Origin of the sequence: Paracraurococcus ruber (genome assembly GCF_004353985.1) — a bacterium.
GTDB classification, from domain to species: Bacteria; Pseudomonadota; Alphaproteobacteria; order Acetobacterales; family Acetobacteraceae; genus Paracraurococcus; species Paracraurococcus ruber.
Window position 1 is genome coordinate 1 of record NZ_SMOA01000153.1, and the last position, 13743, is coordinate 13743.

Sequence of the window (13743 nt, forward strand, 5' to 3'; positions counted from 1 at the left end):
CGACCAGCGCCTTGGCCCGCCGCTCGCGCAGGGCGGCGCGGGCGCGGGCGGCGGCGCCGGCGGCCAGGGCCGCCACCGCGAAGGCGACCGCGAGGAAGCCGAGCGCCAGCGCCACGGTGGTGATCACCGGCAGGCGCCACACCGCGACGCGCGCCGCGGGGTCCAGCGCGACGGCGACGGCCGCGGCCGTCACCAGCGCCCCGAACAGCGCGCTGCGCCCGCCGAACAGGCGCCAGGCGGCGAACACGGCGGGGCCGGCAAGCAGCGCCTCCACCGGCACATGCAGCAGGATCATCGCCTGGGCGCAGCCCAGGCCGGCGAGCACCAGCGCGGCGGCGCCGGCGTCGCGCGTCAGCGGCGGCCAGTCCCCGATCCGCCGCCGCAGCGTCGCCAGCGCCCGCATGCCCGGCCGCTCAGGCCTTCTTCAGGATGCGGCTGGCCATGTCGCGCATCTGGAAGGCGATGGGCGGCACCAGCGAACGGACGAATGCCTTGGTGCGGGTCAGCTTCTTGCCCGGCAGGAAGGTGATCGGCGCGCCGCGATCGATCGCGTCGCGGTCCGGCGCCCAGTAGAAGACCGAGACCGACTTGCGCGACCGTCCCTGCGGGCAGGTCATCGGGTCGGGGAAGCCGTGCAGCGTCTCCGCCGTGGTGGGGAACAGCGCGGCGCGGTTGAAATGCGGCGCGATGACCGTCTTCGCCGTGCCCTCCTTGTCGCCCCACAGCTCGAGCCCGCCGCCCCAGGCTTCGTCCCAGTCCCGGTTCAGGTAGACGATCAGGTTCAGCCGGCGGACCAGCGGCAGGTGCGGGTGCTGCGTCCAGTCGGCATGGATGTTCAGCCAGCCGCCGCGGAAGGTCTCGTGCAGGCCGCCGCCATGGAAGATCGGGTCGGCGACCAGGTCCTCGATGCCGGTGACGTCGCGCAGGATCTCGAGGAAGGGCTCGGAGCAGAGCTGCCACAGGAAGGCCTGGGCATAGGGCGGCACGCCGATCAGCCCGCGCGAGGTGCGCTTGATCTCGTCGCGCGTGTCGTAGCCGATCCAGTCGCGCGGCGTCTCCTTCGGGAATTCGGCGGCGATGCGGTCGAGCACCGCGTCCTCGAACACGCTGTCCAGCACCAGGTTGTGGTAGGGCTGGCCGGCCAGATAGCGGTCGCGCAGCGCGGCGCGGTCGGCGGCGAGGCGCGCGAAGGGCACCATCCGCGCGACGGCCGCATCGAAATCCGCGGCCGGCCGGGTTTCCAGGGCCGCCGCTCCCGGCATGGTCGCAGCCACAGCACCCATGTTGCGTGTCCCCTCATTCGCAGAAGCGATGGCGCTGCTCTAGCACCGCTTGGCGGAGGGGAGCGGACACGCTCGATTGAGGTCGGGCGGAACAGTCCGCGATGTGATGCCGGCGGCGCCGCGCGGTGACCACGGGCCATGGCCGCGGCGACCGCGGGCGGCGGGGCGGTCCGGCCCGCGCCGCAGGCCCCGCGCCTCAGCCGCCCCGCATGTAGCGCCGTTCCGGCCGGTACAGCAGCCAGTGACGGAGGCGGGTGAACACTCGATTCAGCATCGCCGGCAGGCCCCGGAATCCCGTTAGGAATGGAAAAAGCTTAATGCCGGGGGATTATGAAAAGGTTACGGCGGTGGTTGCCCCGCCATCACCACGATTCCGACCGAGGTCGCGGGATGTCCGCCGACGGAGAGCCGCAGATGCGGCGGCGAGAGCGGGCCGAGCGGCACGCGGCCATCCTCGAAGGGCGGCAGGTCGACATACTGGTCCATGATCTGCGGCGCATGCGCGAGGTCGAGCGGCAGCATGCGATGGCCCTGCGCCGCCAGGCGCGCCGCCAGCGCCTCCAGGTGCCGCTGCTGGAACAGCACCGTGCCGCCCCGCGCCAGCGTCCTGCCCGACCCGTCCAGGTTCAGCTCCGTGGTGTGCACGGCGATGCCGCCGGGCCGCAGGCAGCGCATCGCCGCCTCGACGAAGGCCATGCCGCGCTCGAGCGAGCCGAGATGCTCCATGGCGCAGGCCGACCAGACGATGTCGCGGCTGCCGTCCTGCAGGTCTGCCGGCAGCGCCGCCATGTCGGCGGCGCGGAAGCGCACCAGCGCGTCGAAGGCGGCGCGGTCCGACAGATGCGGGCGGAACAACGGGTCGGTGCCCGTGCCGTGCTGCCCGGTGGCGATCCAGTCCCGCGCCCGCGAATCCCTGGCATCGAGATCGGTCGCCAGCACCGCCACGCCGCGGCTGGCGAGGCAGGCCGGCAGCGGTTCCCGGCCCACCGCGAAGCCCAGCGCCCGGCGCCCGGGCTGCAGCATCCCCTGCTCCCACAGCACCTGCAGGATGAAACCGGCTTCCCAGAGCTTGCGATGGTAGAAGGGGAAGGCGCCCAACGCCCGGCACCAGTGCCGCAGCCAGGGCGATTCGATATCCGCCTGCCGGCAGCTCCGGCTGGACAGGCCGGCCTGCTGCGGCGCCTCCGGCAAAGGCACCGCCGGCCCCGCCAGCCCGGCGGCGTAGTGGCGCTGCACCAGGTCGGCGGCCAGCACCTTCACGCTCCAGCGCAGCAGCGCCGCCTCCCGCGCCTGCTGCCGCAGCCAGGTCGCCGGCTGCGGCAGGACCGCACGGCGCGGACGGCGGATGAGCGAGCGGAGCGGGCCGAGGGGCATCGGCCGGGTGTGCCCCAACGGCCATCACGACTCAATGAGCGGGAGGTCCCGGCGCCAGGAAACCGCCGCCGGGCGCGGCCCGCCCCGGCGGCGCCTCAGCTGTCGAGGCGGATGCCGAGGTCGCGGATCAGCGGCCGCCATTCGGCATTCTCGCGCCGGACGAAATCCTGGAACTCGGCCGGGCTCCAGGGCGCCGCCTCGATGCCCAGCTGCCGGAAGCGGTCCTGCACGTCGTCGGCCGCGGTGCCGGCCTTCAGCGCCTCCGACAGCCGCGCCACCACGGGGGCCGGCACGGCCGCCGGCACGCTCATCCCCTGCCAGCCATAGGCGACGGCATTGGCATGGCCCAGCTCGCGCAGGGTCGGCACGTCGGGTGCGCGCGGGCTGCGGGCTTCCGAGAAGACGCAGAGCGTCTTGACCCGGCCGGAGGCGATGAAGGGGATGCCGGTGGCGCAGTCGATCACCACGCTGTCCACGTTGCCCGCCAGCAGGTCCTGCATCGCCGCCGGGCCGCCGCGATAGGGCACATGCGTGGCCTCCAGGCCCGTGCGGCGCTTGACCATCTCCATCGCCAGGTGGTGCGGCGACGCGACGGCGGGGGACCCGTAATTCGGCGCCTTCGCCTTCGACCGCGCGACGAAATCGGCGAAGTCGCGCACCGGATCGTCCGGGCGGACCACGATGAACAGCGGGAAGCGGCCGATGAAGCCGACCCCCTGCAGGTCGCGGTCGGGGTCGTAGGACAGCCGGCTGTAAAGCGCCGGGTTGTAGACCAGGATGCCGTTGTCGACGTGCAGCAGGGTGTAGCCGTCCGGCGCGCTGCGGACCACCGCCTCGGTCGCCACCACCGCGCCGCCGCCGGGCCGGTTCTCGACCACGACATTCTGGCCGAGCCGGGTGCCGATATGGCTGCCGATCAGCCGGGCGAAGGTGTCGCTGGCGCCGCCGGGGGGATAGCCGACGATCCAGCGCAGCGGGCGGTCCGGGAAGCCCTGCGCCCGCGCCCCGGCCGCGCCCGCCAGCGCCGCCGCCCCCAACCCCGCCAGCACACCGCGCCGATCCGGCATCGCAGCCCCCTGTTCGCTGTCGCCCGCATCTAAGGCCAAGCGGCAACGGTCGTCACGGCCCCAGCAGCAGGATCCAGAGCGGCAGGGTGACGACCGAGAGCAGGTGTTCCAGCGTGGTCAGCGCGGCCATCAGCGGCGCGTCGCCGCCCATCGCCCGCGCCATCACATAGCTGGTCGTGGCGGTCGGCAGCGCCATGAAGACCAGCGCGACCGCCAGTGGTAGCGGGTCGAGGCCGAGCGCCCGGCCCAGCAGCAGGGTCAGCGCCGGCACCAGCACCAGCTTGATGACGCAGGTCGCCAGCTGCAGCGGCAGCCGGCCGCGCAGCGCCCCGGGCGACAGGGCGGCGCCGACGCAGAGCAGGCCGAGCGCGACCGAGGCCTGGCCGGTGGTGCGCATCAGCGGCGCGATCCCGGGCGGCAGCCCGCCGAGCAGGGAGATGGCGAAGCCGGCCAGGCAGGCGAGCAGCAGCGGGTTCAGCAGCAATTGCCGCGCCGCCCGCCCGGCCGAGAAGCCCCGCCCGCCGCCGGAAGCGAAGACCAGCGAGGTGAGGGTTTGCACGAAGGGCACGATCAGCCCGGTGGCGACGGCGCCGAGGGCGGTGCCGGCGGCGCCGAACAGCGCGCCGGTGATGGCGAAGCCCATCAGGTTGTTGAAGCGGATGCCGCCCTGGAAGACCGAGGTGGTGGCGGGATGGTCCAGCCCGGCCAGCCGCGCCAGCAGCAGGCTGAGCGCGCCGCCGCCGAGCAGCGCCAGCCAGATGCCGGTGGCCATGCCGCCGATCGGCAGGGTCCGGAGGTCCACCGCCGCGATGGCCGAGCACAGCAGGGCGGGCATCAGTACCCAGAAGACCAGCCGTTCGATGCCCGCCCAGATGGCGTCGTCGCGGAGCAGCAGGCGGCGCAGCAGCGCGCCCAGCAGCAGCAGGCCGAAGGGCGGCGCGAAGACGTCGAGATAGAGGGTCACGGAGTCCGGCCAGCGTTGCCCGCGCAGTTGCGGGGTTTTGCGCCGGCCCGTCCAGCCCCCGCGCCCTGCCGGCGGCGCGACGTCCGAGGGCGGCGGGCAGGGCAGCCGCCACCCGGATGCCTGCCGCGGGCCATGCCCCCGCCGGCGTCCGCGCCAGCCCGGCCCGCCGGGTCATCCGACCGCCTGGATCGCCCCGGGCATATGTTCGTGGAGTGGCCTCACGCCCCGCGATCCGCGGCGGGGGCCGGACCGCGCCTGCCATCGGCCTGCGGGTCGATCAGGCGCCCGGCTTCGCGCGGGCCGTCTCGGCGGTGGGTGGCAGCGGCCTGGGGCCGGCGGCCGCGGCGATGTCCTGCAGGCAGGCGGCCTCGGTGCGGGCTTCGGTGCCGTTCGCCCGCGCCTCGGCATGCGCCACCCGCAGCGCCGTGCCGGCGGGATAGAGGACCAGGTCGAGGGCGCAGCCGTCCCCGGCATAGAGCCAGACCTCGGCCCCGCCCTCCCGGCGGCGGAGATTGGGCTCCCCCAGCGACCGCCGCAGCGCCTCCGGCCCCAGCCCCAGCAGGTGCCGGGCGCTGGCCGGGGCGGGGCCAGGGGGCGGGGTGCGCAGGTCGATGCGGGTGATGCCGCGCGGGCCGGCATCGAGCGGGCCGGCCGGTGCCGGCGCCGTGGCCGGGAGGCCCGCCGCCGCGGCGGCGATGCTGGCGCGGCCGCTCTCCACCGCGTCCTGCCAGGCGCGCAGGCCGCGGTCTTCCGGCGCGGCGCAGCCGGCGGTGAGGAGGAGGATCGGCAACCGGAGGCGGGGCGCCATGGCCGCGCGGTCTCCGCTGCGGGCGGCGCCCCGGTCCTGCGGGGCCGGCGCCCAGGGTTGAGGTCGGTGTCGCGTCCGGGCTGCGTGGGGGCCCGCCGCCGCGATGGCGGCGGGCAGGGCCTCAGGCGTCGGCCGGGGCAGGGGCCGAGAGGTCGCCCAGCGCGGCCGCGACCGGGCGCGGCGCGATCGTCGCCGCCGCCTGCGCGTCGGTGAGCATCTCCATCCGGCCGGAGACCTGGCCGCCTTCCTCCACCGACAGCTTGCGGCAGCGCGCGACGCCGGTGACCTTGCCGCTGGCGCGGATGACCAGGCTGTTGCGGGCGGTAATGGTGCCGTCGAACAGGCCGGCGATCTCCGCATCCTCGACCTGCATCTCGCCCTTGAAGACGCCGGCCTGGGCGACGAAGAGTTCGCTCGCCTGGATCATCTGGCTCTCGACCGTGCCTTCGACCACGAGCCGCTCGGCATCGGCGACGGTGCCCTGCAGGCTGATGCCGCGGCCGACGACCAGGGTGCGGCGCTCCGTCGCCTCGGCACGCGCTGCGGGGCGGGCGGGCACGCCCATCGGCGCGCCGGCCTGGCCGGCCATGGGGGCGGGGCGCACGCCGACGGTCGGCGCGGCGGGGGCGGCGGACGGCTTCGGGGCCAGGGTCATATTGGGCGTGTCCTTGGAAGCTGGGCGGAACGGCGGTACGCCGATATCGGAGTCGCGCGCCGCCGGGCTGGCGGCCGGCGCCGGCTCCGCGGCCGGCATGGCCGGAGCCTCGTCACGTTTGCGGCCGAAGATGGCCATCTTGCCCCCCTTCTCACGGCGGTTCGGCGGACAATGCGTCGGGCGGTCCCACGCGGCGTGTCGCGCAATGCCATCCGGCTAGCATGCGCGCTCGCGCCGGTACAACGGCGGGATCGCGTTCGCGAGAGGATTCCAGCGGATATTCCGCTTCACTCGCGATGCAGCAGATGAGTCATCGCGGCCGTGCCGATAATGGGAACCAGAAGGTTAACAACCGGAACCAAGGCAAGCGCCGCGAGCAGCGCGCCGAGCGTCAGCACCGGCCATTGCCGCCGCCGCCGCAGCGCGCGCGAATCGGCCACCGACATGCGCCGCTGCGCCACGCCCTCGAACAGGCCGTGGCCGAGAGCGACGGTGGAGATCAGCCAGAAGGCCAGCGCGCCGAAGGGCGGCGCCAGCAGGGCGAGCGGCAGGGCGAGCAGCGACACGCCCGCCACCTTGGCGCCGAGCGCGAGGTTGTAGCGCGCCTGCGCCCCAAGCCCGGCACCGCGGGCCGGCGGCAGGGACGGATAGAAGCGCCGCTCGACCGCCGCCGCCACGGGGTCGAGGAAGAGGCCGGAGATCGCCAGCATCGCCGGGATGAACAGCCAATACGCCAGGCCGAGGGTCAGCAGCCCGCCCGCCGCGGCGGCCAGCTGCGCCAGCCAGCCGGTGCCTCCGGCCAGCCAGCCGGTGCCCCAGGCGGCCAGCCCGGCCAGGGCGGCGAAGACCAGCGCGGCCCCCAGCAGGCTCTTGGCCAGTGGCGCCAGGAAGGCCGGATCGGGCAACTGGCGGACGGTGAGGGTGATGGCTGCGAGCATGCGGGAATCCGGTCGGGCTGCGGGCGGCAGGCCGCCGGGCCTGCCCCCTGGACTATCCGGGCGGTGGACGCGCGCGGGCGCCGGGGGTATCCGGTCCGCCGCCCGGCGGCAACGCCGGCCACCCCGGGCCCGCCCGCGGCGCGGGACCGGTCCGGCCCCGCCCACGGGCCGGCCCAGCCCGTTCCGCCCGCAACGCGGGCCAGCCCGGAAGGTCCCCGCGCATGCCCGACCCCAGCCTCGACATCCTCGGCATCGGCAATGCCATCGTGGATGTGCTGGCCCGCGCCGAGGACGGGTTCCTCGACGCCAAGGGGCTCGCCAAGGGCGCCATGCGGCTGATCGGGCCGGAGGAGGCGGAGGCGCTCTACGCGGCCATGGGGCCCGGCATCGAGAGTTCCGGCGGCTCGGCCGGCAATACCTGCGCCGTCGCCGCCATGCTGGGGGCGAAGGTCGGCTTCCTCGGCAAGGTCGCGGACGACCAACTCGGCCGCGTCTTCGCCCATGACATCCGGGCGGTGGGCGTGCATTTCCCGACCGCGCCGCTGCAGGGCGGCGCGCCCACCGCGCGCTGCCTGATCCTGGTCACGCCCGACGCGCAACGCACCATGAACACCTATCTCGGCGCCTGCGTGGAATTCTCCGCGGCCGACGTGCCCGAGGAGGAGGTGGCGCGCGCCAAGGTCGTGTACATGGAAGGCTACCTGTTCGACCCGCCGGCCGCCCAGGCCGCGTTCCGCGAGGCGGCGCGCATCGCCCACAAGCATGGCCGGCAGGTCGCGCTCTCCCTCTCCGATGCCTTCTGCGTCGGCCGCCACCGGGAGGCCTTCCGCGCCCTGGTGCGGGAGGAGGTGGACATCCTCTTCGCCAATGAGAGCGAGATCCTCTCCTTGTATGAGACCGAGGATTTCGAGGCAGCGGCGGCGCAGGTGCGCGGCGAGGTGGCGCTGGCGGCGCTGACGCGCAGCGCCGCGGGCAGCGTCATCCTGCAGGGCGAGGCACGGCACGAGGTTGCCGCGGTGGCCACCAAGGTGGAGGACACGACGGGCGCCGGCGACGCCTATGCCGCCGGCTTCCTGGCCGCCTACACGCGCGGCCTGCCGCTGCCGGAATGCGGCCGCTGGGGCTCCGTCGCGGCGGCGGAGGTGATTTCCCATGTCGGCGCACGCCCGCAGGGCGATCTGCAGGGGATGATCCTGGCCAGCGCGGGAAACCGCCCGGTCTCCACCGTGTTGGGCTGACAGCGGGCCGAACGCCGCGGGTCCTTCGCCCGCCGCGCGATCCGGCAAGGGCCGCAGCCGCCCCATCGGGGGTCGGCCGTGCCCGCCGCGCTCGACGGAGCGGGAGAACCCAGATGCGGAAGCTTGGAATCGCCGGTGTCGCGCTTGGCGCGACGCTGTTGTCGCTGCCTGCCCTGGCGCAGTCCGGCGGTGGCGGGGGCGGCAGCAGCGACGGCAGTGCGACCGGCGGGATCAGCGCCGCCACCCCCGGTTCGCCGGCGGCCGGCAATCTCGGCAGCACGCCGCAGAACATGCAGGGCCGCAGCCAGCAGCCGGCGCAGGGATCCGCTACGTCCCTGGCCCCGTCGGGCGGCCGCGGCGGCCCGGACCCGAGCGCCTCGCCGGGCGCCCGACAGACCGCGCCGGGCGGCACCGCGGTGATGCCGGGGGACAGCGGCACCCGCCGCTAGGACCGCGGGCCGGGACTGCCCGGCGGCGGATCGGCCGCGGCCTCGCGGCCCACCGGTCCGCCGCCCCGCGGTCGCTGCGCAGGCGATCGCCGGTGCGTCGCCGACCCGACCTGCCACCCCGCCGGAGGTCGCAGGTCGTCGCGCAGATGGGCGCGGAACCGGCATGTTCCTGACAGGTTAGAACCACCGGACCCATGCCCGCTCCTGGCGAGGCCGGGTCCGGCCACCGGGGCCGCAAGCGCCGGCCGGCCGTCCGTGATGGCGGAACGAGGAACCCAGACAGATGCGTAGATCGATTCTCGCCGCGGCCGTCATCGGCGGCGCGGTAATGGCCATGCCTGTCGCCCTGCCGGCGCTGGCGCAGTCGGGTGGCGGCGGGGGCGGCAGCAGCGACAGCAGCCAGAGCGGCGGGCTGAATGCCGCCACCCCCGGTTCGCCGGCGGCGGGCAATCTCGGCAGCACCCCGCAGAACATGCAGGGCCGCAGCCTGCAGCCGGCGCAGGGCGCGGCGACCACCCTGGCCCCGACGCAGGGCCGCGGCGCGCCCGACCCCAGCGCCGTCCCGGGCGCCATGGAGACCGCCCCCGGCGGCACCGCGGTGATGCCGGGCGATCGCCTGAACCGGCGCTGAGCCGTCCGGATGGCGGCGGCGCTGCCCGCGCTGCCGCCCCCGGCATGTTTCGCGGCGCGACCCCGATGACCGGGCGCGTCGATGGTCCGGGGCATGGGTCCGGGGCGCGCCAACGCCCGGATGCCTGCCAGTCCGGGTCATGCCGCCGCCGGCCTGGCGGCGATTGCCGGCGCCCCGCGCCACGGTCCCGGCAGCCCCGCGGCAATCAAGGCTCGCATTTCCGGGCGCAGCAGCCTATCTGAGCGCCACAACATGCCGCCCTGCTTCGTCGCCCGCCCCGGTTTCCCTTGGTGACCGGGCCGAGCGGCGCCGTGCGTTGCGGCCGCAAGGGACCTACCCCCATGGATATCCGCAACGTCGCGATCATCGCGCATGTCGACCACGGCAAGACGACGCTGGTCGACAACCTGCTGAAGCAGGCCGGTGCCTTCCGCGCCAATCAGCATGTGGCCGAACGCGCGCTGGACCGCAACGACCTGGAGCGGGAGCGCGGCATCACCATCCTCGCCAAATCCACCGCGGTCGAGTGGAAGGGCGTGAAGATCAACATCGTGGACACCCCCGGCCACGCCGATTTCGGCGGCGAGGTGGAGCGCATCCTGTCCATGGTGGACGGCGCCATCGTGCTCTGCGACGCGGCTGAGGGCCCGCTGCCGCAGACCAAGTTCGTGCTGACCAAGGCGCTGGCGCGCGGCCTGAAGCCGATCGTCGTCATCAACAAGGTGGACCGTCAGGACGCCCGCCCGGACGAGGTCCACAACGAGGTCTTCGACCTGTTCGCCGCCCTGGGCGCGACCGACGAGCAGCTGGACTTCCACACCCTGTTCGCCTCCGGCCGGCAGGGCTGGGCGGACCTGGCGCTGGACGGGCCGCGCAAGGACCTCGCGCCGCTCTTCGACCTTATCCTCAGCCATGTCCCGGCGCCGAAGGTCGAGCTCGACAAGCCCTTCGCGATGAACGCCTCGATTCTCGAGGCCGACAATTTCCTCGGCCGCATCCTGACCGGCCGGGTCGAGCAGGGTACCGCGCGGGTGAACATGCCGGTGCGCGTGCTGCGGCAGGACGGCACCGTGGTCGAGAGCGGGCGGCTGACCAAGCTGATGACCTTCTCCGGCCTCGACCGCGTGCCGGTCGAGGAGGTGCAGGCGGGCGACATCATCGCCATCGCCGGCCTGTCCGACGCCACCATCCCCGACACCATCGCGGCGCCCGAGGTGGCGGAGCCGCTGCACGCCATCCCGGTCGATCCGCCGACCCTGGCCATGACCTTCCGCATCAATGACGGCCCGCTCGGCGGCCGCGAGGGCAAGAAGGTGACGTCGCGGCAGATCCGCGACCGGCTCTACAAAGAGACCGAGGGCAACGTCGCCATCAAGGTGACCGACAGCCAGGAGGCCGACAGCTTCGAGGTCGCCGGCCGCGGCGAACTGCAGCTGGGCGTGCTGATCGAGCAGATGCGGCGCGAGGGCTTCGAGCTGACCATCGGCCGGCCGCGCGTTCTGATGCGCGACAACCCCGAGACCGGCGAGCGCGAGGAGCCCTTCGAGGAATGCCTCATCGACGTCGATGAGGGCTATTCCGGCGTGGTCGTCGAGAAGATGTCGATCCGCAAGGGCCAGATGCAGGACATGCGGCCCTCCGGCGGCGGCAAGGTGCGGCTGACCTTCCACATCCCGTCGCGTGGCCTGATCGGCTACCACGGCGAGTTCATGACCGACACGCGCGGCACCGGCATGATGAACCGGCTCTTCCTCGGCTACCGGCCCTGGGTCGGGCCGATCGAGGGGCGGCGCAACGGCAGCCTGATCTCGAACTCCGACGGCGAGGCGATCCAGTACGCGCTGTTCTACCTGCAGGAGCGCGGGACGCTCTTCGTCGACCCGGGCGTGAAGGTCTATGTCGGCATGATCCTCGGCGAGCACAGTCGGGACAACGACCTGGACGTGAACCCGATCAAGGAGAAGAAGCTCACCAACATCCGCGCCGCCGGCAAGGACGAGGCTTTGCTGCTGATCCCGCCGCGGCGGATGAGCCTGGAGCAGGCCATCGCCTATATCGAGGATGACGAGCTGGTGGAGGTGACGCCGGCGGCCATCCGGCTGCGCAAGCGCTACCTCGACCCGCATGAGCGCAAGAAGCATGCGCGCCGGGCGGAGAGCGAGGCGGCATAAGCCGCCCCTCTGCGGGCCATGCCTGCCGACGGCGTCCCGCCCTTCGGGGCGCCCCGAGGGTGGGTTTTGTTGCGTCCGGGGTCGGGAGCCGCGAGAGTGGCGGCATCCTGCCGGATTCGGAACGGATGACGATGCTGCGGAATGCCCCGCGCCTGCTGCGGGCGCGGGTGGATGCCAAGGGGCGCATCACCCTGCCAAAGACCTTGCGCACGCAACTCGGCATGGTGCCGGGCAGCCAGGTGCTGCTGAAAGCGGAAGGCGAGGAGCTGCACGCCATCACCCCGCCCGCCCTGCTGCGGCGCCTGCGCGGCGCCCGGATAGCCTTGCAGCGCCGGCTGGCGGATACGAAGGAATAGGGCAGGCAACGGCGGCGGGGCGAGAGGACGCCCGGCCGCCCGTGGTGATCCGCGACGCGCTGTTGTCGCGGGGCGCCAGGGCTGCGGCCCTGGCGAGGGGGGCCGGCCGGCGGAGGCCGGCCGGGCGCCATTCACTCCGCCGGGGCAGGGGCCAGGGCGGCGTCGCCTTCCAGCACCTTGTGGACGACACCGCCCAGCACCGCGCCGAGGATCGGCGCCACCCAGAACAGCCAGAGCTGCGCGATGTAGTCGCCGCCGGCGAAGATCGCGACGCCGGTGCTGCGCGCCGGGTTCACGCTGGTGTTGGTGACGGGGATGCTGACCAGGTGGATCAGCGTCAGGCACAGCCCGATGGCGATCGGCGCGAAGCCGGCCGGTGCGCGGGCGGAAGTGGCGCCGCAGATCACCACCAGGAAAAAGGCGGTCATCACCACTTCGCAGAGGAAGGCGGCCATCAGGCCGTATTTCCCGGGCGAGAGGTCGCCGAAGCCGTTCGAGGCGAAGCCGCCGATCTCGAAGCCCGGCTTGCCGCTGGCGATGAGGAAGAGGATGGCGCCGGCGGCGATGGCGCCGAGCACCTGCGCGACGATGTAGCCCGGCGCTTCCGACGCATTGAACTTGCCGGCCGCGACCAGGCCGAGCGTGACGGCTGGGTTGAGGTGGCAGCCCGACACATGGCCGATGGTGTAGGCCATGGTGAGCACGGTCAGGCCGAAGGCGAAGGACACGCCGAGCAGGCCGATGCCGACCTGCGGGAAGGCGGCGGCCAGCACGGCACTGCCGCAGCCGCCAAGCACCAGCCACAGCGTGCCGATGAACTCGGCGGTGAGCTTTCGCGACATCAATGGTTCCTCCCGAACTGGAATCGGTTACGGGGAACCAAGGCTCTCCTGAAAGCAAATGCCGTGCAATGGAAGCGGCCCGAAGCCGCCCTTCCCGTCCATCAAAGCTTGGCGACATGTGAGATTGCGCGGCAACCTTCGACTTTCGTCGGAGATGCTGCGGCCGCCGGGGCGGAATCGATTTGCCGCGGCGGCGATGTCCCGGGCCCCGGCGCCGTGGCCCGGGGCGCCGCGATCAGGCGACCTGGCGCGGCGGCTCCGCCGCGGCAGCGGCCACTTCCCGCTGCGCCTCCTCGATCCAGGCCTCGACATTCAGGATCTTGCTGATGTCGCCCAGCGCCGCGCGCAAGGCGGCCGGACTGGCGGCGGCCAGTGTTTCGACCGTCCCATAGCCCAGGTGCTGCAGGCGCAGGCGCATGCCGGGCCCCAGTTCGGTGGTCACCGTCGCCTCGATCCTGGCTTCGTCGCCGGCGGGCGGCGGGCTGTCGGGCGCCATGTCCTCAGGGATGGGCGGGTCCGCGGCCATGGCGTCCGGCATCGCATCCTCGGCGACGGGCGGGGGCAGCGGAGCGGATTCCTCGATGGCGCCCGCCGGCATCGGCATCGCCTCGGCGGGCAGCGGCGCGGGGCTGGCCTCGATCGTCGCTGCCGGGGCGGCAGGCTCGGCGGGCGCCTCCGCCGGTTCCGGCGCCATCTCGCTGGCCGGCGCCGGGGTCTGCAGCAGGGAGGCGAACATGGAGGCGCCATCGCCTTCGGCCGGTGCGACCGCGGCGGGGATGGCGGGCGGCGCATCCGGCCCGGCCATGGGCGTGGGCTCCGGTTCTTGCGGCGCGGCTGCGGGCGGCTCCGTGGCCTGCGCGGCCCGGCCGCGCCAGGGCTGCCAGAAGCGCAGCTTGCGCGGGGTGGCGGGCGCGGCGGCCGGCGGTTCCGTGCCGGCCGGCTCGGCGCCCGCGGCGACCAGCGCGGC

The 13743-nt window shown here is 73.9% G+C and carries 14 protein-coding genes and 1 pseudogene; 5 read left to right on the forward strand and 10 right to left on the reverse strand.

What is annotated here, in order from left to right; translation table 11 throughout:
• From E2C05_RS21320 to E2C05_RS21355, 8 genes are all read right to left on the reverse strand, one after another.
• On the reverse strand, positions 1-403 hold a 403-nt coding region (locus tag E2C05_RS21320; RefSeq protein ID WP_205082936.1), incomplete at its 3' end, for a hypothetical protein.
• A 10-nt stretch (positions 404-413) separates the two neighbouring features.
• The gene (locus E2C05_RS21325; protein WP_133221671.1) at positions 414-1283 is read right to left on the reverse strand and encodes a 2OG-Fe(II) oxygenase; all 870 of its coding nucleotides are present in this window, start codon (positions 1281-1283) and stop codon (positions 414-416) included.
• 339 nt (positions 1284-1622) lie between these two features.
• On the reverse strand, positions 1623-2657 hold the full coding sequence (locus E2C05_RS21330; protein WP_133221672.1) for an SAM-dependent methyltransferase: 1035 nt from the start codon (positions 2655-2657) through the stop codon (positions 1623-1625).
• Positions 2658-2752: 95 nt separating this feature from the next.
• Positions 2753-3724: a Bug family tripartite tricarboxylate transporter substrate binding protein gene (locus tag E2C05_RS21335; protein WP_133221673.1), complete on the reverse strand. Its 972-nt coding sequence runs from the start codon at positions 3722-3724 to the stop codon at positions 2753-2755.
• A 52-nt stretch (positions 3725-3776) separates the two neighbouring features.
• Positions 3777-4688 carry an AEC family transporter gene (locus E2C05_RS21340; protein ID WP_133221674.1) on the reverse strand — a complete coding sequence of 304 codons (912 nt, stop codon included), beginning with the start codon at positions 4686-4688 and terminating at the stop codon, positions 3777-3779.
• A 277-nt stretch (positions 4689-4965) separates the two neighbouring features.
• A complete protein-coding gene (locus E2C05_RS21345) occupies positions 4966-5496 on the reverse strand; it encodes a hypothetical protein (protein WP_192912500.1) in 531 nt (176 codons plus the stop codon).
• Positions 5497-5617: 121 nt separating this feature from the next.
• Complete coding sequence (locus tag E2C05_RS21350; RefSeq protein ID WP_133221675.1) at positions 5618-6151, reverse strand: bactofilin family protein; 534 nt, start codon at positions 6149-6151, stop codon at positions 5618-5620.
• Positions 6152-6438: 287 nt separating this feature from the next.
• Positions 6439-7089 (reverse strand): EI24 domain-containing protein, encoded by a 651-nt coding sequence (locus E2C05_RS21355; RefSeq protein ID WP_133221676.1) that lies wholly within the window; start codon positions 7087-7089, stop codon positions 6439-6441.
• 221 nt (positions 7090-7310) lie between these two features.
• Between E2C05_RS21355 and E2C05_RS21360 the strand changes: the two genes are divergently transcribed.
• The 5 genes from E2C05_RS21360 to E2C05_RS21380 all read left to right on the forward strand — a co-directional run bounded on the left by E2C05_RS21360 (position 7311) and on the right by E2C05_RS21380 (position 11934).
• The gene (locus tag E2C05_RS21360) at positions 7311-8327 is read left to right on the forward strand and encodes an adenosine kinase (protein ID WP_133221677.1); all 1017 of its coding nucleotides are present in this window, start codon (positions 7311-7313) and stop codon (positions 8325-8327) included.
• A 113-nt stretch (positions 8328-8440) separates the two neighbouring features.
• Positions 8441-8776 carry a hypothetical protein gene (locus E2C05_RS21365; protein ID WP_133221678.1) on the forward strand — a complete coding sequence of 112 codons (336 nt, stop codon included), beginning with the start codon at positions 8441-8443 and terminating at the stop codon, positions 8774-8776.
• Between the two features lie 328 nt (positions 8777-9104).
• Positions 9105-9407 (forward strand): hypothetical protein, encoded by a 303-nt coding sequence (locus E2C05_RS21370; RefSeq protein WP_205082939.1) that lies wholly within the window; start codon positions 9105-9107, stop codon positions 9405-9407.
• Positions 9408-9748: 341 nt separating this feature from the next.
• Positions 9749-11578, forward strand: coding sequence for a translational GTPase TypA (gene typA / locus E2C05_RS21375; RefSeq protein ID WP_133221680.1), 1830 nt, complete (start codon positions 9749-9751; stop codon positions 11576-11578).
• Between the two features lie 125 nt (positions 11579-11703).
• Positions 11704-11934, forward strand: a complete 231-nt coding sequence (locus E2C05_RS21380; RefSeq protein WP_133221681.1) for an AbrB/MazE/SpoVT family DNA-binding domain-containing protein — start codon at positions 11704-11706, stop codon at positions 11932-11934.
• Positions 11935-12065: 131 nt separating this feature from the next.
• Here the strand turns inward: E2C05_RS21380 and aqpZ are convergent, their stop codons facing one another.
• Entirely contained in the window at positions 12066-12776 is a 711-nt protein-coding gene (gene aqpZ / locus E2C05_RS21385; RefSeq protein ID WP_133221682.1) for an aquaporin Z, read from the reverse strand.
• Positions 12777-13011: 235 nt separating this feature from the next.
• Positions 13012-13743: pseudogene (locus E2C05_RS33240) on the reverse strand (hypothetical protein); the annotation flags it as partial.